This is a genomic window from Maricaulis maris (assembly GCF_003634045.1).
In the GTDB taxonomy this organism is placed as follows: domain Bacteria; phylum Pseudomonadota; class Alphaproteobacteria; order Caulobacterales; family Maricaulaceae; genus Maricaulis; species Maricaulis maris.
In genome coordinates, this window is record NZ_RBIM01000008.1 from 154,443 (window position 1) to 178,028 (window position 23,586).

At 56.6% G+C, this 23,586-nt stretch carries 25 protein-coding genes and 1 tRNA gene; 17 read left to right on the plus strand and 9 right to left on the minus strand.

The window, feature by feature from the left end; genetic code table 11:
• Positions 1–105: 105 nt before the first annotated feature.
• Positions 106–666, plus strand: coding sequence for a hypothetical protein (locus C7435_RS15980; RefSeq protein WP_143743087.1), 561 nt, complete (start codon positions 106–108; stop codon positions 664–666).
• Here the strand turns inward: C7435_RS15980 and gluQRS are convergent.
• The gene (gene gluQRS, locus C7435_RS15985; protein WP_121212456.1) at positions 663–1,499 is read right to left on the minus strand and encodes a tRNA glutamyl-Q(34) synthetase GluQRS; all 837 of its coding nucleotides are present in this window, start codon (positions 1,497–1,499) and stop codon (positions 663–665) included. The two genes, C7435_RS15980 and gluQRS, sit on opposite strands and share 4 nt — an antisense overlap.
• Before the next feature lie 254 nt (positions 1,500–1,753).
• On the opposite strand from gluQRS, the gene C7435_RS15990 reads away from it, so the two are divergent.
• The 3 genes from C7435_RS15990 to C7435_RS16000 all read left to right on the plus strand — a co-directional run bounded on the left by C7435_RS15990 (position 1,754) and on the right by C7435_RS16000 (position 3,750).
• On the plus strand, positions 1,754–2,419 hold the full coding sequence (locus tag C7435_RS15990; RefSeq protein WP_121212457.1) for an alpha/beta hydrolase: 666 nt from the start codon (positions 1,754–1,756) through the stop codon (positions 2,417–2,419).
• 227 nt (positions 2,420–2,646) lie between these two features.
• Positions 2,647–3,213, plus strand: coding sequence for an HNH endonuclease (locus tag C7435_RS15995; RefSeq protein WP_075191284.1), 567 nt, complete (start codon positions 2,647–2,649; stop codon positions 3,211–3,213).
• A 15-nt stretch (positions 3,214–3,228) separates the two neighbouring features.
• Complete coding sequence (locus tag C7435_RS16000; RefSeq protein ID WP_121212458.1) at positions 3,229–3,750, plus strand: DUF1697 domain-containing protein; 522 nt, start codon at positions 3,229–3,231, stop codon at positions 3,748–3,750.
• Here C7435_RS16000 and C7435_RS16005 read toward each other — a convergent pair.
• The 3 genes from C7435_RS16005 to C7435_RS16015 are packed head-to-tail and all read right to left on the minus strand — an operon-like array spanning position 3,747 to position 5,540.
• A complete protein-coding gene (locus tag C7435_RS16005) occupies positions 3,747–4,328 on the minus strand; it encodes a demethoxyubiquinone hydroxylase family protein (RefSeq protein WP_075191286.1) in 582 nt (193 codons plus the stop codon). The two genes, C7435_RS16000 and C7435_RS16005, sit on opposite strands and share 4 nt — an antisense overlap.
• Positions 4,325–4,855: a disulfide bond formation protein B gene (locus C7435_RS16010; protein ID WP_170150519.1), complete on the minus strand. Its 531-nt coding sequence runs from the start codon at positions 4,853–4,855 to the stop codon at positions 4,325–4,327. Before C7435_RS16010 ends, C7435_RS16005 begins: the two co-directional genes overlap by 4 nt.
• A gap of 55 nt (positions 4,856–4,910) precedes the next feature.
• Complete coding sequence (locus tag C7435_RS16015; RefSeq protein ID WP_121212460.1) at positions 4,911–5,540, minus strand: exopolysaccharide biosynthesis protein; 630 nt, start codon at positions 5,538–5,540, stop codon at positions 4,911–4,913.
• A 346-nt stretch (positions 5,541–5,886) separates the two neighbouring features.
• On the opposite strand from C7435_RS16015, the gene C7435_RS16020 reads away from it, so the two are divergent.
• The 5 genes from C7435_RS16020 (at position 5,887) to C7435_RS16040 (ending at position 11,465) form a co-directional block, all read left to right on the plus strand.
• Positions 5,887–7,074 carry a tyrosine-type recombinase/integrase gene (locus tag C7435_RS16020; protein ID WP_121212461.1) on the plus strand — a complete coding sequence of 396 codons (1,188 nt, stop codon included), beginning with the start codon at positions 5,887–5,889 and terminating at the stop codon, positions 7,072–7,074.
• A gap of 73 nt (positions 7,075–7,147) precedes the next feature.
• Positions 7,148–7,233: transfer RNA gene (locus C7435_RS16025), tRNA-Leu, on the plus strand.
• 558 nt (positions 7,234–7,791) lie between these two features.
• Positions 7,792–8,310 (plus strand): antirestriction protein ArdA, encoded by a 519-nt coding sequence (locus C7435_RS16030; RefSeq protein WP_121212462.1) that lies wholly within the window; start codon positions 7,792–7,794, stop codon positions 8,308–8,310.
• A gap of 468 nt (positions 8,311–8,778) precedes the next feature.
• The gene (locus C7435_RS16035; protein WP_121212463.1) at positions 8,779–9,711 is read left to right on the plus strand and encodes a hypothetical protein; all 933 of its coding nucleotides are present in this window, start codon (positions 8,779–8,781) and stop codon (positions 9,709–9,711) included.
• On the plus strand, positions 9,708–11,465 hold the full coding sequence (locus C7435_RS16040) for a type IV secretory system conjugative DNA transfer family protein (protein WP_121212464.1): 1,758 nt from the start codon (positions 9,708–9,710) through the stop codon (positions 11,463–11,465). The genes C7435_RS16035 and C7435_RS16040 overlap by 4 nt, the downstream gene beginning before the upstream one ends.
• Before the next feature lie 3 nt (positions 11,466–11,468).
• Here C7435_RS16040 and C7435_RS17040 read toward each other — a convergent pair whose 3' ends face one another.
• The 4 genes from C7435_RS17040 to C7435_RS17410 form a co-directional block, all read right to left on the minus strand.
• Complete coding sequence (locus C7435_RS17040) at positions 11,469–11,840, minus strand: hypothetical protein (RefSeq protein ID WP_147422736.1); 372 nt, start codon at positions 11,838–11,840, stop codon at positions 11,469–11,471.
• Between the two features lie 356 nt (positions 11,841–12,196).
• A complete protein-coding gene (locus C7435_RS17220) occupies positions 12,197–12,364 on the minus strand; it encodes a hypothetical protein (RefSeq protein WP_170150520.1) in 168 nt (55 codons plus the stop codon).
• Between the two features lie 66 nt (positions 12,365–12,430).
• Positions 12,431–12,991 (minus strand): hypothetical protein, encoded by a 561-nt coding sequence (locus C7435_RS16045; RefSeq protein WP_041636976.1) that lies wholly within the window; start codon positions 12,989–12,991, stop codon positions 12,431–12,433.
• A 78-nt stretch (positions 12,992–13,069) separates the two neighbouring features.
• Positions 13,070–13,675, minus strand: coding sequence for a tyrosine-type recombinase/integrase (locus C7435_RS17410; RefSeq protein WP_011644277.1), 606 nt, complete (start codon positions 13,673–13,675; stop codon positions 13,070–13,072).
• A 213-nt stretch (positions 13,676–13,888) separates the two neighbouring features.
• On the opposite strand from C7435_RS17410, the gene C7435_RS17045 reads away from it, so the two are divergent.
• The 8 genes from C7435_RS17045 to lspA all read left to right on the plus strand — a co-directional run bounded on the left by C7435_RS17045 (position 13,889) and on the right by lspA (position 23,283).
• Positions 13,889–14,197 carry a hypothetical protein gene (locus C7435_RS17045; protein ID WP_143743088.1) on the plus strand — a complete coding sequence of 103 codons (309 nt, stop codon included), beginning with the start codon at positions 13,889–13,891 and terminating at the stop codon, positions 14,195–14,197.
• A gap of 42 nt (positions 14,198–14,239) precedes the next feature.
• Positions 14,240–15,553: a TolC family protein gene (locus C7435_RS16060; protein WP_011644276.1), complete on the plus strand. Its 1,314-nt coding sequence runs from the start codon at positions 14,240–14,242 to the stop codon at positions 15,551–15,553.
• Positions 15,550–16,929, plus strand: coding sequence for an efflux RND transporter periplasmic adaptor subunit (locus C7435_RS16065; protein WP_075191293.1), 1,380 nt, complete (start codon positions 15,550–15,552; stop codon positions 16,927–16,929). The genes C7435_RS16060 and C7435_RS16065 overlap by 4 nt, the downstream gene beginning before the upstream one ends.
• Positions 16,913–20,053 carry an efflux RND transporter permease subunit gene (locus C7435_RS16070; RefSeq protein WP_075191294.1) on the plus strand — a complete coding sequence of 1,047 codons (3,141 nt, stop codon included), beginning with the start codon at positions 16,913–16,915 and terminating at the stop codon, positions 20,051–20,053. The genes C7435_RS16065 and C7435_RS16070 overlap by 17 nt, the downstream gene beginning before the upstream one ends.
• Before the next feature lie 153 nt (positions 20,054–20,206).
• The gene (locus C7435_RS17050) at positions 20,207–20,842 is read left to right on the plus strand and encodes a hypothetical protein (RefSeq protein ID WP_143743089.1); all 636 of its coding nucleotides are present in this window, start codon (positions 20,207–20,209) and stop codon (positions 20,840–20,842) included.
• Positions 20,839–22,050, plus strand: a complete 1,212-nt coding sequence (gene nhaA / locus C7435_RS16075; RefSeq protein WP_011644273.1) for a Na+/H+ antiporter NhaA — start codon at positions 20,839–20,841, stop codon at positions 22,048–22,050. Before C7435_RS17050 ends, nhaA begins: the two co-directional genes overlap by 4 nt.
• Positions 22,051–22,259: 209 nt before the next feature.
• Complete coding sequence (locus C7435_RS16080; protein WP_011644272.1) at positions 22,260–22,646, plus strand: DUF302 domain-containing protein; 387 nt, start codon at positions 22,260–22,262, stop codon at positions 22,644–22,646.
• A 73-nt stretch (positions 22,647–22,719) separates the two neighbouring features.
• The gene (gene lspA, locus C7435_RS16085) at positions 22,720–23,283 is read left to right on the plus strand and encodes a signal peptidase II (protein WP_075191295.1); all 564 of its coding nucleotides are present in this window, start codon (positions 22,720–22,722) and stop codon (positions 23,281–23,283) included.
• A gap of 4 nt (positions 23,284–23,287) precedes the next feature.
• On the opposite strand, the gene C7435_RS16090 is transcribed toward lspA, so the two are convergent.
• Positions 23,288–23,586, minus strand: a 299-nt coding sequence (locus tag C7435_RS16090) for a MerR family DNA-binding protein (protein ID WP_170150521.1), incomplete at its 5' end; no start/stop codon positions are given.

Here is a 23,586-nt window from a genome sequence, read left to right on the forward strand (position 1 = left end):
CTAGCGGGCGGGCGGCATCACAAGTGCGGCATATGGCCTTGTGAAGGCGGTGACGGCAGGGCTAGTCTGAGGGTCGCAGAGGGGGCGCGTTCGAGGATGACGCGCATGCGCACAAGACGACTGGCAATTTTGTTCCGCCCGGTCCCGGTACTCAGCCTTGCCGCTGTACTGGCCGTGGTTGGCTGTTCGCGCGATCCCGCGCCCCTGCCCGACGAAGCGGGCCTGCCGGCGGCCGCACTGGCCGCGTTCCAGACGCATCTGCGCACGATGAGTGACGGCGATCTCGCCTGCAGCAACGCAGCGATCGAAGCGGCGCCGCGTGTGGTTGGATACATCAATGATGACCGCCAGCCCGACTTCGCCATTGCCACGCAGGACCTGCAATGCCGCAGCGAACTGGGGTCCGCGGTCGCCTATTTCTGTGGCGGGTCGATCTGTGCCTTTCCGGCCCTGATGTCGGACGGCGCCGATTATCAGGTCATCTGGTTGATGTCGGGCAATGAGATCTCCACCCGCACCGATTATCAGGAGGCCCGCTTTGTGGTCCGCCAGGGCGTGTTCGCGGGCAGCGCCGGCAGCCGGGTATCGGTGCGGGAATATGTCTGGCGGGACGGCGCTCTGACCCGCGTTCTCGAGCGGGAGGAGTTGGCGAGGCGGGCGCCCTAATCGCTGAACCGCGCCCGCACCTGGTCCGGAGAAACGCCGCTTTCGCGCAGGGATTTCAGTGTCGCGGACCTGTTGCGTTTGGCAAAACGCTCGCCGGTCTCGTCCAGCAGCAGGCGGTGATGGCGGTAGACCGGGGTCGGCAGGCCGAGCAGGGTCTGAAGCAATACATGCAGCGGTGTCATGGCGCGCAAATCCTCGCCGCGGATGACATGGCTGATGCCCTGCAGCGCGTCATCATGCACCACGGCGATATGATAGCTGGTCCCGACATCCTTGCGCGCCAGGACGACATCGCCCAGCGGCACCGGGTCGGCGGTTTGTTCGCCCTTGTCGTCCTCAATGAAACGCATCTCGCCGAAGCGCGCGCCCAGAACATCACGGCAATGGCTCTGCGACAGCCGCCAGGCGAAGGCCTCGCCCGCGTCAATGCGCGCCGCCTCTTCGTCCGCACTCATCGGTTTGAGCGGCCCACGATAGACCTCGCCGACCTCGTGCGGCGCCCGGGCAATATCCTCCATGATTTCCCGCCGTGTCTTGAAACAGCGATAGACGACGCCCAGCCCGCGCAGGCGCTCAAGCACTGCGTCATACTCGGAGAAATGCTCCGACTGCCGTCGCACCGGCTCTTCCCAATCCAGCCCCAGCCAGATCAGATCGTCCAGGATCACCTGCTCGAATTCCCGCTTGCAGCGGACGGTATCGATATCCTCCATCCGCAAAACGAACCGCCCCTCCGCCTCACACGCCGCGCGAAACGCCGTCCAGGCGGAATAGGCATGGCCGATGTGCAAATGCCCGGTGGGAGACGGGGCGAAACGGGTGGTGAAGCTCATGGTGGGAGTGAGGCAGAGTCAGGGCGATTTGTCATCCCGGACGGAAACCTGCGAAAGCAGGTTGCAGATCCGGGACCCATTCGCGCCAGCGCGGCAGACATCGAGTGTATAGGTCCCGGATCTCCGCCCCGCTTTTGCGGGGCATGCGTCCGGGATGACAAAACGGATTTGCAGGATGTTGCGCGCGGCCTGCTCCCCCTTGCCCCCATCCCCCGCATCCCTCTATCCAGTTGGCTGCGAATACGGAGCCCATCATGACCCGACCCATTGACGGACCGCGCCTCGCGCCGCGCGACGGATCGACGCCGAAAAAACTGGTGATCTTCCTGCATGGCTATGGCTCGAACGGGAAGGATCTGATCGGGCTGGGGCAGCACTGGGCGCGGGATTTGCCGCATGTGCAATGGGTGTCGCCGAATGCGCCGGACCCGGTGCCGGGCGCGCCGGACGGCTATCAATGGTTCCCGATCTCCAATCTCGATCCGCAGCGCATCGAGGCCGGTGCGGCGACCGCCTGGCCCATTGTCGATGCCTTTATCGACCAGGAACTCACCCGCTACGGCCTGACCGAAAGCGATCTGGTGCTGTGCGGCTTCTCGCAAGGCACCATGTTGTCGCTCGCGACCGGCCTGCGGCGTGAGCGGCCGATTGCCGGCATTATGGGGTTTTCCGGGGCCTTGCCGGGTGGTGAACGCCTGAAGGAAGAGGTGCGCTCCAAACCGCCGATCATGCTGGTGCATGGCGATCAGGACCAGGTCCTGCCGCTGGGCTTCATGTTTGATGCGCTGGAAAACCTGGCCGCCGCCGGTCATGGCGCGCAATGGCATATCTCCCAGGGCCTGCCGCATTCGATCGGTGAAGACGGGCTGGACATCGGCAAGCGTTTCATCGGCAATGCGCTGGCCGGGCGTTACCGCTGAGCCACACTGATAGACCGTCATCGAGGATTCGCGACGCCGTCATAGGACTGACACGCGAACAGGAGTAACTTCCGTTCAAGCGCGGGAAGCGAAATGATTCGTAGAAACGAATCCGCCTCTTGCGTGCGACGGGAGGTGTGCTTTCAGGACGTTCGTCCGGGATACCCACCCCCTCCCGATCTGTCCCGACCGACCGGTAGGGACCGGTCGCAGCGAGGGAGGTCGCCATGCAGGTGCTTGATCGGGCGCCGCAGGGATGGCCCTGTCTGGTCCTGAATGCGGACTATCAGCCTTTGAGCTATTGGCCCTTGTCGACCTGGTCCTGGCAGGAGGCGATCAAGAATGTCTTCCTGGAACGGGTCGCCGTGGTCTCGCATTATGACGAGGTCGTGCATTCGCCCAGTTTCGAGATGCATGTGCCCTCCGTCATCGCCCTGCGCGACTATGTCACCCAGGACCGCACACCGGCCTTCACGCGATACAATGTCTGGCTCCGCGACGGCTTCAAATGTGTCTATTGCGGCAAGCATGGTGTCGACCAGCTGACCTTCGACCATGTCATTCCGCGTCGGGCGGGGGGCAAGACCAGCTGGGAAAACATTGTCGCCGCCTGTGGTCCCTGCAATCTGAAAAAGGGTGGCCGTTCGCCGCGCGAGGCCAGCATGCCGCTGCCGCGCCCGCCGCAACGGCCGTCCATGCATGAGCTGCAGGCCCAGGGCCGCAAATTCCCACCGAAATTCCTGCACGAAAGCTGGCTGGACTATCTCTACTGGGATATCGAGCTGGAACGCTGATTGTCCGGGAACGCCATGACCACCCACATCGCCCTGCTGCGCGCCGTCAATGTTGGTGGCACCGGCAAGCTTCCCATGGCTGAACTCAAATCGATGGCGGTGCGGATCGGGTTTGAAAATCCGCGCACCTATATCGCCTCCGGCAATCTCGTGTTCGAGAGCAATCTGACCACGGCGCAGGCCGGTGAGGCGCTGGAGGCGGCCCTGCAGGACTATGCCGGCAAGCCGGTCGGCGTGATCATGCGGACACCGGACGAGATGCAGGCCGTGTTCGCAGCCAATCCGTTTCCGGACGCGCCGGGCAATCGCTGCGTTGTGCTCTTCCTCGACACCGCTCCGCCGGATGATCTGTCGGACACGCTGAAGCATCAGGCCGGCGAGCAGGTCGTAGCCGGCAAGCGCGAGATTTACATCCATTATGGTGACGGGATGGGCCAGTCGAAACTGGTCGTGCCAGCGGCAAAGACCGGTACCGCCCGCAATATGAACACGGTGGCGAAACTGGTGACGATGGCGGGCGGTGAGGCGAGCGCCTAAATCCGCTCGGACACCTTGATCGCAACCCGGCAGCCGGCTTCGATCGCCTTTGACAGCAGGGCATAGCCCGGCGCCTGTTTGGCGCCTTCCTCGATGGCGAGGTCGCGGTGTTCGAGCTCTTCCTCGCGGAATTTCGTGAACAGGTCGGCCAGCTCGTCCTCGCCCATGGCGCGGAGCTCCTCGATCTGGCCGGCATAATGCTGTTCGATCACGCTCTCGACGGCTTCGGTGCAGGCATGGGCGGCCTTCTCGCCCATCAAGGCGGTGGCGGCGCCGAGTGCATGACCGGCCACATCCCAGATCGGGGCGAGGGCCGTCGGGCGGGTATTGCGCTCGAAGATCAGCCGGTCGAACGTGTCGAGATGGTGCTGTTCATCGGCCTCCATCTCCTCCAGCTGCCGCGCGATGCGGGCCTTGTGGGGCAGGCCTTTGAAGACCGCTCGCTGACCCTGGTAGATCGCCACCGCACCATATTCGCCGGCATGGTCGACCCGGACCATTTCCTCGACACGGCGGGCATTGCGGCGCTTGCCGGGGAGGGGCGGGGTGAAGGTGTCGGCGTCGCGACCGGCTGTCATGATTTCAGACCCTTATAGCCGACCAGAACGGCCAGAACGGCCATGGCGGCGGAGATGATCGCGTTGAAACCGGCCATGGAAATACCCAGCAGGGTCCAGGCCGCCTCGTCGCACAGCACGATCGGCCCGCAATCGGTGCCATTGAGGATACACGACAGATCAACTTCGGGAATGCCGCCACTGGTGGTGCAGGTCTCGGGGCCGTCCCACCATTTGTACTCGACGCCGGCATGCCAGCCGGCAAAGCCGGCCGAGTAGATCAGGACCGCGGCGATCACGAAGATCATCCAGGGTGCGAATTTGGCCAGCGAGGGACGCAGGATGAGCGCGATGCCGGATACCAGGCCGAGTGCGATCACGGTCATATGGATGTGGCGCTGGTCGTAACACAGGGCGCACGGCTCATAGCCGCCGATATATTCGAAGCCCCAGGCGCCCAGCATCAGGGCGAGCGAACCACCGGCCAGCAGGAGCGGCCAGCGTGTCAGCGGGAATTGGGACAGGACCGGGTTCATGAAATGCATCATTGCGGGATCACCTCTCATGCGCACCGCGACCAATGCGCACACAGATTGCCTGCGATCACAGCAGTGACCGGATGAAGTCTTTCAATACATCCGCTGCGGCGCCGCCGAAGAATGAAAACAATGTGATCAGCAGCGCGATCCAGGCAATGCCCAGGACCAGCCCGGCCAGCACCAGAAGACCGTCGCGGGTGAGAAGGCCCAGTGATCCGATCACCAGCGCCACACCGGGGGTCGAGTTGGTCAGCGGCAAGGGGACCAGGATCGAGGCGCAGAACAGCACGAAAATCGCGCCGACAAGGCGTTCGGCGGTGGGTCCGGACAATCCGGTCAGGCGGGGCCGGGCCAGCGCCTCCAGCCAGCCGAACCATTTCCGTCCGCCGCGGGCCATCCGCACGAGGCCGCTCTTTTCGATCCGGCGCGCCTTGAAGCTGGCGGGCAGCCACGGCTCGGGCCGGCCCATCGCCATCTGTGCCGACAGCGCCATCATCGGCAGCGCCATCACCTGCGGCACGCCGTACAGGAAGGGAATGCAGACCGGCAGGGCCATGGCAAACAGGATCACACCGAAGGCCTGCTCGCCGAGCGCATCCACGAACTCACCCAGGCTGAGTCCGTCGTCGGGCGCCGTGTCGGCGATCAGTTCGAGCGTGCCGATCAGGCCGCGTGGCGAAGTCGTGTCGGTCATATGGTCTTCCGTCCCGGATTGGCAGCGAACCTAGCCGCAGCCTGCATGCGGGCCAAGCGGAATGGGTTGTTGACAGGGGCAGGCCGGATGGGCAGCTTGCGCCTCCGAATTTCCCCGCCCCGCACGGCCTGCATGAGCAGGCCCGGACGGCGGACACAGGGCCCCTGTGGCGGAATTGGTAGACGCGACGGATTCAAAAGATTTTGTATTCAAAATAGCGGATCCAAAAAACATAATAAAAACAACGCGTTAAGCACACAATTATCAAACCGCATCTCCCCAAAACCCTTACGCATGTGTTACACATAAATTTGCTCAATTACGCAACTTCTGGTAATGTTGCTGTATGACAAATAAACACACGTTGTTTGGTGGGAAGCTTCACCTCTATAAGCGCGAGAACAGCAAGCTCTGGCAGTGTTCTGCTTATTTGAAGGGCCAGAACCGGCGCAAAAGTACCGGCGAGGAGAGCCTGTCGCTCGCGAAGGAAATCGCCGAGGATTGGTATCTCGGCTTGAGGGGGCGTGCGCGAGACGGTCTCCTTAAAAACGAAAAATCCTTCAAACACGCTGCGGAGCAATTCAGGCGTGAGTATCTGGTCATCACGGAAGGTCAGCGAGCCGAAACGTACGTAACCGGAATGATGAGGAAGCTGGATAACTACATCATCCCCTACTTCGGCACCCGAGGGCTTTCTGAAGTTACCGCTGGGCTCATCCAAGAATACCGAATCCATCGGCAATCATTCTCGGTCAAACGGCACAATCAGAAGAAGGAGCATTCGGGGAAGCGGCCGCATCATAATACAATCCACCAAGAGATTGTCGCGCTGCGCCAAGTTCTCAAAACGGCTGTGCGCCATGGATGGCTCGATAGGTTGCCCGACTTGTCCCAGCCCTACGCGACGAACAAGAAAGTTACCCGACGAGCGTGGTTCGCGCCCGACGAATATAAGCGACTATATGAGGCAACGCGCCGGCGCATTGGTGCCGCGACGCGAAAGAACCACCGCTGGTCGGCAGAGCAGTTGCACGACTACGTATTGCTCATGGCCAATACCGGTCTTCGCCCAGATGAAATCAAGCGGCTGGAGTATCGGGACGTCGAGATCGTTGAAGACCAAGACACTGAAGAGGTAATTCTACTTATTTCGGTACGCGGTAAACGAGGCGTTGGGTACTGCAAAAGTATGCCAGGTGCGGTCAGGCCATTTGAGAGGCTTCAAAAGCGAAACAACGGCGCACCCACGGAGCTGTTGTTCCCGAAGAGTCATAATGAGCTTTTGAATTCGATCTTGGATGAAGAGGATCTCAAATTCGATCGCGAAGGGCAGCGCCGAACCGCCTACTCATTGCGCCATACCTACATCTCAATGCGTCTTTCCGAAGGAGCGGACATCTATCAAGTTGCGAAGAATTGCCGAACGAGTGTCGAGATGATTGAGAAGTATTACGCCGCCCATATCGCAAACAGTATTAATGCAGCGGCAGTTAATGTGAGAAAAATCAAGAAAACCAGAAGCAAAGAAAACTAATTATTGCAATTTATTCTCACTAACATATATTGTTGCCTTCATTTGGAACTAGTGTAAACACGGTCCCACTCGTGCGGGTGTGGCGGAACTGGTAGACGCGCCAGACTCAAAATCTGGTGTCCCTAGGACGTGTCGGTTCGAGTCCGACCACCCGCACCATCTTCATTTCACTCAGAAAATTCAGGCGGAAAGAGAACCCTTTCCGCACCAGAGCTGCGCCGTTGGCGCGATGAAAGCTCTGCCTATGAACTCCCAGGTAACGTCGAGAATAGCTTTGAGGCATGCTCAAAGTCAGACGTTCAATCTGCCCCGCTATCGAGTGGATACATTTCCGATTGGCGAGTGGCGGCGGTAGCCGTAGCGGGTAAGAGAATCCTCCAGCATCAAGGCCATGCGGGTTCGGGGCTCTCCGGCAGCACCATCTCATTCCAAACAGCAATAAGATCTGGTTCCGTCGCCGTAAGCAGATCCGCTCCGTGAATCCGATTTCACCGGCCTCACAATTGGAAACCTGCCGACCCGGCTGAGCTAGGCGCAACGCCTGCGGAGAGGTTTCTTCGCCATGAGCTGCGCTCATTTCCCCGCCCATCCAAGAAACATCCCCTGCACCGTCGCTCCATTGGAGCGCCTCTGACGAGGTGCGCCGCTCATCCGGTGTCGGCTGCTCGCTCTCCAACGGGCCGTGAATGAACACGGTCTCAAACAGGAGACAGATCAATGACGACCAATTTTGAACCACGTATCTATGTTGCCTGCCTGGCGGCATACAATAGTGGCTACCTGCATGGGGCCTGGATCGACGCCACCGAGGGCGTGAGCGAGATGCAGGATCAAGTGAACTCCATGCTAACCGCATCGCCTATCGCAGGCGCTGAGGAATATGCGATCCACGACTATGAGGATTTCGGTGGTGCCTTCATCAGCGAGTATGCTGGCCTAGCTGATGTGTGCGAGACCGCAACTTTTCTTGCTGAGCACGGGCCTTTGGCAGCAGTCACTCTCAAGGCCGCGTTTGGCAATCTCTCAGAGGCCCGATCGATGCTTGAGCGCTATGCCGGATGCTACATTTCAGTCGCTGCCTTCGCCGAAGAATGTGCGGAGCAATGGTATGAGATTCCGGAACAGCTCGCGTATTACATCGACTACGAGGCTATGGCCCGGTCGTTTCAGCTCGGTGGAGAAATTGAAGTCGTCACTGAAGGGTTCGAGGAGGTCCATATTTTCTGGGGCCAATAGGCCTCTACCTCCTCATAGGTATGGCAGCCTAGAGATTGAGTCCCCATGCTTTCAGTATGATTAGATTGAATTATTGGCATCCGCGCAGCGCTAACAGGAATGCGCGTATTTACGTGTCCCGCCGGGACTACAATTCAACCAGCACGTCTGTCTGGCTTGAACAGCAAACGCCCAACGCTAGTCGTCCGGACTGGCGCGTAGTCGTTACCTTGGCGGACAAAGAGGTTTCGCGGCGTCATGATGAAGTCGTTGCCGCTATCACCCAAGAAACCTGCGCCCACCTAGATTTCTATTTGACCAAGCACGGCCAACGAAATGCCAATCGCTTAGGCTGGGTTGATTGGGTAGCGATTGCGCGGCGAAACACTCCTTAAGTGCGCAGTGTCACATTCGCAATTTTAACTAGATAATATGAGCTAATCTCGGTTAGATGGCGTCCTCACCCATTCCTTCGTGTTGAGGCGTTCCATGGAACTGGTACTTTTTGTTGTGTTTGTAGGCGGAGCCATAACGCTCTTTGTTCATCCGAAAACCAAAAATCACCCAATTATTCTTTGGTTGAAGCGGGCTTGGAAGAAACTCGGCGAGATGATGCCGAGCGAGCCCGAGGCAGTGCCACCAAAGCCGGCACAGCCCGCACCGACGAACGCCGAGCCTGGCAATGTTCCCCGGGTAAAAGCCGAACTCGGGAAGGAGCCGCCCACAAAGGGCGTGCACGTGTTCCCTGAGCCTCGTGACCCAGTGACGCGCTTCGAAGAGTTCAACGCAAAACTATTCCTCTACGAGAACGCCGAGACGCCGCTTTGGAGCGGGAGCTTGGACAATGACTTCGGTACGAAGATATCTGGCGATTTTGCCTGGCTGGAAGGTGAGATCAAAAAGCGGCTACGTCCGTCATTCCCAGTTCTCTATGACCCGTTCGGTTTGTGGGCAGCAGCCTCCAAAGAGCTGGAAATGGATCCTCATTTCGCCGATCCGATTGCTAGCGCGTATCTATCGCTTCCGCGGGATGTTCGCCCTGTCGTAATTTCAAAGACTGGTGACGCTCCGCGCACCAACGCAACAGCCAAAAAAACACCGGAACCCAAACGTCTTAAGCTCTACCGATATGGCTTTGTAGATTATCGTTTCGACCGCAAGTTTCTTGAAGACTATCCGGCTGATCTACTCACTGGCCTTCTGCGGGCGCTGTCTGGGCCCGAGGACGAATGGGAGGCGTTTTCGCCGGCCCGGCTTCGCGGTGCCGTGCTTGACGAAAATCGCGAAGAGGAAGCGCACCGGCAAGCCATGGCATCGCATCAACATGCCAATCGGTTTGCCGCTCTTTGGAGTTTACGCGAGGAAGACTCGCGATCGGAAGAGGCCCTGGATGATCAGAGCGAGGCGGAGGCAGCACAATGACTGCCTCCCTATTCCAGTCGAAGACGAACGTCGAGCAATACGCAGATCTCTGGCGGGATTATTGGCAAACCCGCTGGCACCGAACACCCGATTGGCGTGAAACGCAGCGATTCAACGCGCTACTTGGAGCAAGTGAGGCGCGGTCTGAGGCCTCGCCTCTGGTCTATGACTACCCTCAGGGTAAGCGTCCGTTTCTCGGCGTATTGTCGATGGGTGAGGACGGGGCGCCGTCGCAAGATGCCGGAGTTCTAGAATTTCCTGACGCAGGCCACCTGCTGACGATCGCGCCAACGCGAACCGGCAAAGGTGTCAGTCAGATTATTCCGAACTTGTTGTTCTATGCCGGCAGCGCGTTTGTCATCGATATCAAGGGTGAAAACTACGACATTACCGGCGAGCACCGGGCACAGATGTTTCCCGGAGCCAAGGTGATCAAGTTCTCACCCTTCGAAGAACAAACGGATCGGTATAATCCACTGGATTTCGTCAGAACTGCCGACGATGGTGGGCCGACGCCAGACACTTTCGAGGACTGTCGGCTGCTCGCGGAAATGCTGCTTCCGAAGACCGGGAAATCGAAAGATGAGTACTGGGATCTAGAGGCCCGCAATATCCTCACGTCCATCTTGATGTATGTGGTTTGTCGCAATGGTTATGCGTCTGACGCGCGGACGATGCGTTCTGTTGTCGATGTTCTTTACGTTGGTGACGACGAGGAAGATATGACCGGCATCGAACGGGAGTTCGTGACGATGCAGGTCTACGCGGAGAGCATCAATTATCGGCCTCTGCACGCACTCGCGACGGCGTTTTTGGGTCACCACGAAAAGGTGGCCAGTAGCATTCTCTCGACCTGTCGAGCAGGGATGCAGATTTGGTTATCTGACCGGCTGCTGAGCGCGACCGACCGGAGTGATTTTCGCTTCTCCGATCTCAAGAAGTCGATGTGCCGACCGATCGAAGAGGATCCGGCTCCAACGACGATTTATGTGATCATCCCCCCTGAGTATCTCAACGAGTATCGAAGCGTGTTGCGGATGATGACGGGACTTGCTGCGGTCGAGCTGACACGCGTCGGTGATTGGGTGGAAGAGCCAGGATGGCGGCGTAAGCCACCATGCTCGGTATTGTTCCTTCTCGACGAGTTTCCGGCGCTCGGTGAAATGACGCCAATCGCCAATGGGCTTGCGTATTTGGCCGGGTATGGTGTTCAGCTATGGCCATTCGCACAGAGCATTGGGCAACTCAAATCGATTTACGGTGAAGCCTGGCAGAATTTCCCTGCCAATGCAGGGGCGACGTCATTCTTTGGCGTCAACGATCCGGATACTGCGGCTTACGTCGAGCGGCTTTTGGGGGAAACGAGCGAGACCCTTCAGCATTACTATGCCCGCGGGTACTACAATGCGGGATCGATCACCGACCAAACCGGCCAATCGTCCAACACTGGCTCTTCGTCAGGAAGCAATTCATCAAACCAATACTCATCCGGCTTCAGCACGAACCGCTCAGATAACAACTCGAGTGGTACAAGTAGCTCAAGATCGAGGGTCACGAACCTGGAACACGAAGCTGATCGCATCAACCATCGCTACACGAAATGGAAGATTGCGACGGCGGCAGATGTTCGAGCGCTACCGGAGGAGCTTCAATTCGTCTTCATTCGAAATCGGAGACCGATACTGTCCACGAAGCTACCGCACTATCAGTTTGAGCTTCTGGAGGGTCTTTACAGCACGTGGAAGCGCGGTTGAGGCCTAACGTTCGCGGTCGAAGCTTTTGCCGCGCCTGCGAAAGCCGCGTGCGGATTTTCTGGTCTCTTGTTGTTGAGTGTTACCGATCTCCTTGAGCTCGCGTTCTTTCTGGACCTCTTTTTGGCGCTTACGCGCTGCGATGCGGTCGAAGGTCAGCAGATTGAGTTCTTCAGATTTGGTTTTCTGCTGAGCCGCGCGATACTCGCGGGTTAGTCGTTCTTCCGTTTGCTTGGCTGCGGGGGTCTTCCCCTGAGCAGGGTTTTGGCGGTTTGCTTCCATTGCTGCATTGAGGTGATTGCGAGCCGTCTTCTCGCGTGTCTGGGCGACCCGGACGAGTTCTTCTAGATCTCTACGCGTGGTTTGTTTGTCCGTCAAAATCGACGCTCCCGTGTGAACGTCGAACCTGCCATTTAAGCGTTACTCATTCAATGGTGGGAGTAAAACAGGCACTTCGCCGGTGTAGAAAATCTTGTCGTAGTGCATGTAGGTTTGATGCGGCTTAAGCGGCGGCACGCCGTGCTTGCGATAATAATTGCTAAACCAGGAAGGGCTGAACCAAATGCTCTGGCGTTGGCAAAGGCGGCGCGCAATTCGGAAGATGGCAAGGCGAAGCCCGGTTAGTTTTGGGTGGGGCTCAAACCATTGCGGTCGCCGCATATCGACGTATGCGAAATCGTCTGTGCCGGGGAGTTCATAGTATCCCCCGTATCGTGTCCCTATATGACCAGTCACTAGCCACTAACCTCGACACCATCGTCGTCAGCCAATGTGGCTTCGGCCTTCACCTCTGCAGAAGCAACGGTCTCAGGCGCCACGCCTCGAGCCTCAAGTTTTTGTAGTGCTCGTGCTTCAGCAGCAGTCATTCCTTCCGGAACGCCAAAGAATTTCAAAAAACCCATATGTCATACATCACCTATAATTGTTTCATCCGTATACGGATATTATTGGTGTTGTGCGTGGGAATTTCAAGTCTTCTCTTTGAAAATCAACTTTCTTTTCGAAAAAAGCCACCGCGCCGCGATGTATTCAAGTGCGCCGACGAAGCCGATATCAACAACAAGCGAAGCCAGCCCGGCAGTTAGATCCGACACCTCTCCGGCGACCAAGCCGACGGCTTCTGTAAGAACATTTAGTGTGTGAGTTCCGAGATTCTGTATCGCGTCCGACGATCCGCCGAGGAGGAGGTATGTGAAGGCAGCGTTTGCTGGTAGGGCAATTAGGGCGTACTCGAGCCACCTGCGCGGCGATGACGCTAAGAAATACCGGTTTAGATCCCCGATCGCTGAATCCCGCCAGCGGCCGGTCTCTTGATGATGCAGCCAGGATCCCTTGAAAAATCGGTACAGATCAAACACTGCCGCTGCCGCGATCATTGCAACAATTTGGCGTTCCGGAAAAAATGCTGCCGCGGCGGTGATCAGGGTGGCGCCCACAACGAGCGTTCGCATCTGAAGGAAAAAGTAATACCCGCGGTACTTTGCGATCAGCTCTTGTGGGGAAAGATCGTTGGAAGAAGCCTCGGCCATGGACGCACCTCGCACTCCGAACTGCAGTTCGGGGTTGAACAGAATGATGCATTTTGTTCAGCGGACAGCCTTCCAGGATTATTCTTGATACGGCGTGCTAACCCACATCTTTCGGGCAAGGTCTCGTTCTTCAGGACCAATTACATCCAAGTAGATTTCGGTTGTTTGTAGTCGAGCGTGCCCCATCCATTTTTTCACTAAGGTGATAGGCACGCCCTGGAGCATCGCGTGGGTCCCAAAGGTATGACGAAGCCCTTTGGGCGTGGCTTGGGGCCCAACGATCTCAGCCGCCGCCATGATTGTTTTGATGTGATTGTAAGCGGACGTTCGACCTATTGGCCAAAGCAAACTTGCGCCGGCGCCAAGGTGCTGAAGGGGCCGCAACCTAAAGCGCTTGTTCACTGCCAAAACGAAACCGCTATCCAAGGGAACTTGCCGCCAAATCCCTCTCGTTCTCTGCTTGAGGGTTTCGACCGCTACTAAATTGGATTCTAGATCAATGTGAGATGCTCGAACTGCAAGCGCTTCGGATATGCGGCATCCAGAAAATGTGAGGAACTCAGCAAGCGTGCGCCAGGGCTCGGCATACTCTCCAGCGACAATGAGAAAACGACGACGTTCGAACGGGGTCAGGTAAAGGCGATTGCCTTCACGATCCAAAAGCGAGCGCGGCGAAAAGCCCAATTATGTCCTTTCGGGAAGTTCCCGGTTGAAAGAGTTAAAATATGTGAACATTATGCATCATTCTGTCTGCGTCACGTAATATTAATATAATCGGTTTCTGTATTTAGTTTTACTGCAAATGTGACGATATTTTATAACACTTGAAGTGATGGTGCTGAAATTTTTCTTTTTATTGTTGTTCATCTGCGATAGGCTCCAAGAATGAATGGAGCCGTGAAACTGTTTTTGGTGCTGATGCTGTTCCTCGCCATGGGTGGCGAGGGCGTTGCTAGTGTTGCGCCTGAACACGACCATCATTCCGACCTCACCATGGTTGAAGAGCCAGCTGAAGCGCCCGACAGAGAGCATGGGAACCATGCGATCCATGGGTGCGGCGTTTGTCACCATATGGTCGACGGCCGTTTGCTCGTAATTGGTGTCGCGGTTAGTTCCTCCGATCAAAAATACTATTTTACGGGCGACCGAATGTCGTCACGGGCTCTTGAGCCGCCATTCCAACCACCGATTGAGAATTCAGTCTGACCACTTTGTCTAACTGAAACTAAAAATCGGAATCTGTATTAAATGAACTCAAAATTTGTCGCCTGGCCAAACTGGCTAGGGCGGAGCGCTGTGGCAGCAATTGTGCTAGCCGGAGTCTCCATTAGCGCTGCTGAGGCCCAAACTGCCTCGTCAGACTCACTAAACCTATCTGGTGCACTAAATCTCGCACTGGAAAACAATCCAATCACCAGCGCAGCTCGCGAGGAAATACGAGCTGCTGAAGCCGAGGCGCTTCAAGCCGGACTTTGGGATAACCCCACTCTTGGAGCAGAAGTAGAGGAGTTTGGGGGCGACCGGGGAGGCCTCGGCGATGCCGATACGACCCTGTCAATCAATCAAACGATCCCACTGGGCGGTGATCGCGGGCGTGCTCGCGAGGCAGCAAGCGCCTGGGCTCTCGCCGCAAGGTCAGATCTGGCACTCCAGCGCACTCGTCTCTTGGCGAGCACAGCGCAGGCGTATGTCGAAGCACAGGCGGCCTCTGAAACTCTGTCATTGCGAATGGAGTTGTTGGAGATAGCCAACAATTCGGCCGATGCGATCCAAGCAAGGGTCGAGGCTGGTCGAGCTTCGCCAATTGAGCGCAACCGTGCGGAAATGCTGGTTGGGTTGGCAACGATTGCGGCAAACGATGCCTCTGGAGCTCAGTTAGCAGCCAATGCGCAACTTGTTGCGATATGGTCCGGAGCCGTGATCAACGGTGAGCTGACGCCACCGCTTCAGGCTTTTGACCTTACCGCCTACTCCGACGCTCAGCCTACGGATTGGATCGCGAACAACCCGGAGCTCGTTCAGCTTAGAGCAGTAACCCGTGCGCGAGGCCAAGAAATCCGCCGAGAGCGCGCGGGAGCAATTCCCGACGTTACCGTAGGCGCAGGTGTGCGACGGTTTGGTGGTACTGACGAAACGGCTTTTGTCGCGACGCTAGAAATCCCTATTCCAGTCGTGAACCGCAATCAGGGCGGCGTGGCTGCGGCTGCCTCGCGAGAAAACGCGGCGCGACTGAACGAAGAGGTCATGAGACGATCACTGATCGCCCAGTACGCTTCGTCCGCAGGTCGTTTCGCACGTGCTCAATCGACTTACACTCAACTCAACGACAGCATCCTTCCTGCCTCGGAAAGCGCGCTTGGAGCCGCTCAAGAGGCGTATCGGGAGGGCGCGCTCGATGTCCTAAATTTCTTGGATATCCAGCGGTCGTATTTCGACGTTCGAGTGGACTTGATCTCTGCTCGCGCCGAGTTGGCGCGTGCGGCAATCGAGCTTGATGCCCTTGCGGGTGCTCCGCAACTCAATCGCCTGGTCGAAACCAACCCAGAGGAGGCAGTACAATGACCAATAACAAAATAAATCTCCTGCTGATTACGGCCAGCGTTCTGGCTCTAGCGGCATGTTCACCTGACAATCAGAGCGAACAAAACCAAAACAGGGAGCAGGCCAGCGCGGCTAGTGATCTGGCATCCGACCGCGGGCACGATGACCACGCTGAGGGTGAGGAACACTCGGACGCCGAGGACCTTGGCGACGAAGACCATGGCGATGATCATTCAGATGATGATGGTCATGAAGAAGGCAGCGACCATGAAGACGGTGCCGATCGAGCTGACGAAAATGATCATGCGGATGAGGACGAGCACAGCGAGAGCGTTGAAGTCCACCTCAACGCAAATCAAATATCTGAACTCGGTATCGTTGTTTCTGCGGTGACGAACGGTGCGGTCGACGGAATATTGGAGTTGCCCGCTGAAGTCGGTTTTGACCAAAACCATTTGGCTCACGTAACGCCCCGCGTATCCGGCATCGTCCGCAGTGTCGCGGTAGCAGAAGGTGATCGGGTTGAGGCTGGCGATGTCCTGGCGGTGCTTAACAGTCGCCCGCTCGCCGACGCGAAAGCGTCTTACCTTTCGGCACGGGCCAGACTGGATCTCGCCGAAAGCTCCTTCGAGCGAGAGGAGCGCTTATGGGAGCGCCAAATTTCAGCTGAACAGGATTTCCTGGACGCCCGACGAGCACTTGAAGAGGCTCGAATAGAGGTTCGAAGCGCCGGGCAGCAGCTTGATGCGCTGGGCGTTGATGTTTCGACTCTTCCTCGAATGGTGGCGTCGTCAGATGTCTCGCTCACACGATACGAGTTGGCCGCTCCGATCTCAGGCACAATTATTGAGCGTCACGCGGTGCTCGGGGAAGTGCTGGAAGAAGGTGCGCAACCGCCCGCGTTTATTGTTGCGGACACTGACTCTGTTTGGGTCGATGCAGCGGTTTATGGCGCTGACCTGGGTCGAATTCGCGCAGGTGCACCGGTCTCAATTGACCCCGGTGATGGCGGTCAGCCAATTGAATCATCAATTGACTTCGTGAGCCCTCAAATCGGCGAACGTACGCGAACCGGTCGCGCTCGAATTGTGATCGATAATCCCGGCGACCGACTGCGGCCCGGCATGTTCGTGACGGTATTTGCTGCGGCTTCTGATGCTCAGCCGACCGTTCGAGTGCCCGTTACAGCGCTGCAAACTGTTGAAGGTGAGACCGTGGTCTTTGTTCGTACATCTGACGGATTTGAGGTGCGTGAGGTCCGACTAGGACGACGATCAGATCGGTACGCAGAAATCCTGTCAGGCGTCAGCCTGGGCGAGATGATCGCGACGACACAATCGTTCTCATTGAAAGCAGAATTACAGAAGGGGGAGTTCGACGATGGACACGCGCACTAATCCTTCACAACAGGCCGGTGGCTTAACCGGTTTGCTTCACCGCATTGCCGGAGGGCGGCTTCTCGCAGCTCTCGCATTTGCTTTCGTTCTGATTGGCGGAATCGTCACATTCAGGACCATGCCAGTAGACGCATTTCCTGATGTCACGCCGACACTCGTGCAGGTGTTCACAGAAACGGAAGGCCTCGCACCGGAAGAAGTCGAGCGGTATGTCACGTTCCCGGTAGAAACGTCCATGAATGGACTACCTCGGCTCCGCGAAGTGAGGTCGACATCAAACTTCGGTTTGTCTGTCGTGAACATCTACTTTGAGGATGGCGTTGATATCTATTGGGCGCGCCAACTCGTTGGTGAACGTCTACAACAAGCTAGGGAAGAGATCCCCGAAGGTTTTGGTGATCCCGGAATGGGACCGATCACCACAGGTCTTGGACAAATTCTCTTCTATTTCCTGCAAACATCGGATGAAAACCTCGACGGCGTTCAGCTGCGTACCTTGCAGGACTGGCAGGTCAAATTCGACCTTCAGACAGTCCGCGGTGTGACAGAAGTTCTGTCTCTTGGTGGGTTCGAACAACAATATCAAATTAATGTTCGACCGGATGCATTGCTCCGATATCAACTAGCGATCGAAGATATTGTTACCGCTGTTGAGTCCAACAATGCCAATGCCGGCGCTCAGTTCCTAATTGAGAACAGTGAGCAATATACCGTTCGAGCCGTTGGCTTAGCTCAAGGCATCCACGATCTTTCCGATATCATTGTGAAGGTCGAAGATGGCGTGCCAGTTCGCGTTCGCGATATCGCAAACATCGATATCGGTGGCGCTCCTCGACAGGGCATGGCGACCATGGACGGGCAGGGTGAAGTTGTTGCTGGCCTCGTGCTGAAGCTGCTCGGTGCAAACACGAATGAAGTGATTGCGCGCGTTCACGATCGGATGGAGAGGATTAATGAAGCTCTCCCGCCCGGTGTGACGGCTGTTCCATACTATGATCAGTCAGAGTTGGTTGGCGCCGCTGTGCGAACGATGACCACAGCTTTGTGGCAAGGCGCACTTCTCGTGGCGGTGATCTTGTTTCTTTTCCTACGAGGATGGCGTCCAAGCCTAATCGTTGTCGCTTCAATTCCGTTTTCTGTCGGTTTTGCACTACTCGCGATGCAGTTTTTTGGCGTCTCAGCAAATCTGATGTCGCTTGGCGGTATCGCTATCGCCATCGGAATGATGGTGGATGGGGCGGTCGTCATTGTAGAAAACGCGAATCGTATCCTGACCGCAGCAAAAGAGAGCGAGGACAAGCGCGCGCTTATTGCGAGTGCCTGTGCGGAAGTGCTGCAACCGCTCATTTTCGCAATCTTGATCGTGGTCGTTGTGTTCGTTCCGATCCTGACCCTTGAAGGGGTCGAAGGCAAAATGTTTCGACCATTAGCGTTTTCTGTTGTCTTCGCTATGGCTGGGTCATTGGTTTTCGCCGTCCTTCTTGCGCCGGCGGCATCAATGCTCGGTCTGAAGGTCGGGGAACGTTCGTCGGGTTTGGATAAGCCCGACTTCTATGAACGGCGATTTGCACCTTTAGTGCGCTTCTTTGTGCACAAGCGATGGGCCGCGCTCGTACTTGCTGCGGCCATGCTCATCGTTGGCGGTGCGATCTTCCCACGATTGGGTTCTGAGTTCACGCCACGCATGAACGAAGGTGATTTGCTGGTACGGCTTACCATGGCTCCGTCAATTTCATTGCCGGAAGCCCGGGAGACTGTGACACGCTTTGAACAGCAATTGCTTTCCAACTTCCCTGAAGTTGAGCGTATCGTTACGCGTATCGGTCGCGGAGAAGTTGGTGCGCACGCAGACCCGGTTAACAGTGCTGAAGCTTTCGTGGCGCTCACACCTCGTGACCAATGGGAGACCGCGGAAACGCAAGCTGCTTTGCTAGCGATGATGAGTGAGAGCTTCGAATCGTTCCCTGGGGCACGTTTCAACTTCACTCAGCCAATTGCGTCGGCTACCGACGAATTGCTGACGGGCACAAAAGCTGATCTAGCGATCAAGCTTTTCGGAGAGGATATGACTGTCCTCGAAGACTACGCTGCTCAGATTGCAGGCGTCATTCGTGACGTTTCCGGATCAGCTGATGTGCAAACAGACCAGGTAACCGGGGCACCCCAGCTCCGGATAACTGTGAACCGTGAAGCGATAAGTCGATTTGGATTGAATGTTGAAGATGTCCTGTCAGTCGTCCGAACGGCGATCGGTGGATCGCAAGCTGGGCAGGTCTTCGAGGGTGTTCGACGGTTTGACATTATCGTTCGCTATCGCGAGCAAGATCGTCTGAATGCCGAGCGCATCAGCCGGATTGTTCTAAATGGTCCGGGGGATGAAATTATACCACTAAGCCAGGTTGCGACGGTCGAGCGGATCGAGGGACCTCGTCAGATCACGCGTGAAAACGGACAGCGGTACATCACTATCCAAACCAATGTCCGCGAACGCGACATCGGTTCGTTTGTGGCAGAAGGGCAAAGTGCCGTAGCTGCGAATATCGAATTGCCGCCTGGCTATTTTGTCGAATGGGGTGGCCAGTTCGAGCTGCAGCAACAAGCAAATGCACGTTTTGCAATCGTGATTCCGGTCACGCTTGGGGTTGTGTTCTTGCTTCTGCTTTTCAGCTTTGGTCGCTTGAAGAGCGCAGTGCTCATCATCGCGAACATTCCGCTCGCTCTCGTTGGAGGTATCGCGGCGCTGTGGCTGACCGGGCAAAACCTGTCCGTCCCAGCTTCTGTGGGCTTCATCGCGCTGTTCGGCATCGCTCTGGGTAATGGCATGGTCTTGGTGTCCTTCCTCGACCGGTTTGCCAAAGAGCGGCTGGATGTCGACGCCTTCAGTGTCGAGGCTGCGGTGCGCCGTGCGCAACCCGTCTTGATGACGGCAACGACCACCGGGCTCGGTTTGATGCCGCTGTTGTTTGCATCCGGTATCGGGTCAGAGGTCCAGCGACCTCTTGCAGCGGTGGTTATCGGCGGTCTGGTCACATCGACCGTCCTGACCCTGTTGGTGTTGCCGGCCGTCTACAAATGGTTCGCACCGCATCCACAAAGTCGTGCTCCCGAACGCCTGCCAACCTAATCGATGGCAGGTCAGGATCTGGTGGGGCAACTCCCTGTTCTCGCAACCACCAGATCCGCCGGCAGCCTCGGGCGTACTGCCCCCCCCTGTACGGGCGCCCGAGGCTGTTTGCTCGGCATTCGTAAGTCAATCCTCAACGAGGAGACTGAATTGATGAAACAACTCTTCCTCCCCATCGCACTCGTGCTCGTTCTAACTGCGTGTGCGAGTTCATCACCAAGTAATGATGACATCGGAAGCTCCCGCCTCGCGGATCCGCAATATGCCTACCAGGATGAAGGGTTGCGATGGTGGCGGCGCCACTGGGTGCAACCATATGCTTTTCTTCGGCGTGTCACGTACACCGGATCAAACTGGGTACTCCAGATAGCTCCACAGGCTCAGTCCCTGGCCACCCTGCAGTTAACAACCCAAGTCGGTGACAGGCCGGGGCCAGTTCTTGAGTTTAGGTGTCGAGATGGAGCAACATCATTCAATTTTCGAGATGTAACCGTATTCTCCCCGTTCCATTCGAACTTTGAAATGTTCATTGACGCGCAAGGTGAGCGGCGCTGGGTCACGATTGCGCGCCGAACGTCACCTCTAACACTCTCAATTGAAAACTCTGATCTCGTTGTGCGCATTTTGACGGAGCTGGAGCATGCGTCGAGCTTTACCATCGCCGTGCGTGATGCCACGCCGGTACGAGCCAGGTTTGTTGCTGATCCATCAGCTTCCACGTTTTCAGAGTTTCGATCTGCGTGCGCATCCCAGCGGCGTGGTCCGTCTGGAAACGAAGGTGATGTATGACCAAAAATTCAACGGAATGTTCACCGGCCAACCAGACTGGGCTTGAACGCGTGCTGCGGTCTCCGGCAATAGCCGGACTGGTCCTATTGGTGTCGATGCTCGTCGCCTTTTTCTGGGTGAACTCGCCATTTGCAGATAGCTATGAGGCCATCCACCATGCTCCGGCTGCAATATCGATCGGTTCGTTTGAGCTCGCAAAGCCGCTAATTTTGTGGATCAACGAAGGCCTGATGATCGTCTTCTTCTTTTTGATCGGATTGGAGATCAAGCGGGAGGTGTTCGAAGGCCAACTGTCCTCGCCAAAACAGATCGCACTGCCGGCGTTCGCCGCTCTTGGGGGGATGCTGGTTCCGGCTGCGATCTTTCTTGCGTTCAACAACGGAAGTGAGGAGTACGTGCGCGGTTGGGCCGTGCCCGCTGCCACCGATATCGTGCTCGCTCTTGCGCTGTTGGCGATGCTCGGGTCACGCGTGCCTATCGCGCTGAAAGTATTCCTAACTGCGCTAGCGATATTCGATGATTTCGGCACGTTGGTGATTATTGCGCTCGCCTATTCGGAGGGCCTGAGTTTGCCATCGCTGCTGATGGCGGCGTTGGGCACGTTGGCACTCATTGTGCTTAATCGACTACGTGTTGCAAGTCTCACAGCCTACGTCCTCGTTGGCGTATTCGTTTGGGTCTCAGTATTGGAGTCGGGCGTTCATTCGACGCTTGCCGGAGTGATTATTGCGTGGTGCATCCCGATGCGCGTCTCTGGCAGAGAGTTCCTCCATAAAATTGAGCATGATCTCAGCCCCTGGGTTGCTCTCCTAATCGTTCCGTTGTTCGCATTCTTTAACGCTGGAATCGACCTGGGCGGCGTCGACTTCGAGACATTCTTCGGCCCGTTGGGTCTCGGCATCATCCTTGGCCTTTTCGTTGGTAAACAGGTAGGTGTCATGTTGGGTGTGGGCCTCGCCGTTGTCCTCAGGATTGGCGCTAGGCCAATAGAGGTCAGCTGGGGGCACCTCTATGGTGCAGCCCTACTTTCGGGTGTGGGCTTTACGATGAGCCTGTTTGTGGCCGGGCTAGCATTTGAGCAACCTGGCGCGGTTCTGACGGTCAATCTTGCGGTAGTTGTGGGCTCTGTTTTGTCGGCGACCGGTGGGCTTGTTGTGCTCGCCAGATCATACCAGACATCCCCTTCCCTCGCGAACGCGCCTGACTAATCAATGGCCAGTCTTTTGGTCTCGCGTGCTCGAGCTCGCTAAAAGCCATCAATAGCCCATAGATTAGAGCGGATACTCGAGTGGTGCTGAAACAGATCTTGATGCTACAGCCACTAGAGACTTTACTGTCGAGACCCAGCCCAATTGAGAAAAGCCCAGAGCCGAAGTTTTGAGGCTAGGATAGTGGCCACAAGTGCACGAGGAAAGTTATGCCCTACACTCACAATCGTTTGTTCGAAAATGCTAATATGGCTGAGATTGAGGAGCGCACGCGACGTTCACTCGCTGAAGCTGGTTTTGGTGTCCTTACGGAAATTGATGTGAAAGCCACGATGAAGGCGAAAATCGATGTTGATCTTCAAGCGTATCGCATTCTCGGAGCGTGCAATCCCACAATGGCGCATAGAGCCATAGAGCTTGAGCCTCGGATTGGAGCGATGCTGCCATGCAACGTAATCCTGCGGGAGGTGGAAAACGGCATCGAGGTAAGCGCTATCGACCCGGTAGCGTCGATGCTCGCGACTGAGAATGACGACCTTACGCGTTTGGCCATCGAAGTTCGTGATTTGCTAGTTCATGCGATTGATGAAGTGTGATCAATCTAATGCAATTTGTCTGTCTGTGGCGGCAGATGCCGCGGCTGTCTGAGCATTTGTCCCGGTGAACGCTATGGCCAATTTCTTTGTGCGTGTTGATCGGTACTTAGCGAAGCAAGCTGCTTTGAGCAGTAGGTTTTCGAAGATATCTCGAGCGGTGAGCATCGCGCAACTAACGGCGATATCGGTCTTGGTCGGTATGGAGTTGATCACAAAACAGGTGCTTGAAAGTAAGCTGGCCGTTTGGGAGGGCGCGACTTCCATATTCCCCGGGTTTAGGCTTACGCTGAACCACAATCGAGGCGTAAGCTTCGGGATGCTCGATAACGGACACTGGCTGATGCCCTATCTGCTTGCAATCGTGGCTTTGATCTTGGTCGTAGCGGTCTTGATCTGGACTGCGCAGCAGAAATCGAAGTGCATTAATGTCGCCGGTGTCCTGTTTGCCGCGGGCGGATTGGCCAACGCGATCGATAGGCTCGGAGATGGAGCCGTCACAGACTATTTGGACTTTGGATGGCGAGCGCTTCGCTGGCCCACGTTCAATTTGGCCGATGTCTTTATATTTGTAGGCGTCGCGTTGTTACTCCTCGCGTGGACGAAAGGGTCGCAGAATTTGGAAGACGACGAGCAGTAGTCAACTATTGCTCTTTGAGAGCCTTTGATTTGTGATCCGATAAGCACTTGGAGTGGTCGAAGAGGCTTGTGACGATTTCACAGGAGCCGACCTTGCCACCGGCGCAGCCGTCGATCATGCGCATAAGTTCGCTTTCGAGCACACGAAGCTGCTCGATGCGTTTTTGCGTTTCAACTAGATGGTGCCGCGCAAGTTCGTCCGCCTTGGTACAATCTGTGCCAGGGTTCTCCTGAAGATCGATCAGGTCTCGAATGGCTTCGACGGTAAAACCTAGATCACGCGCATGTCGGATAAAGCCGAGCA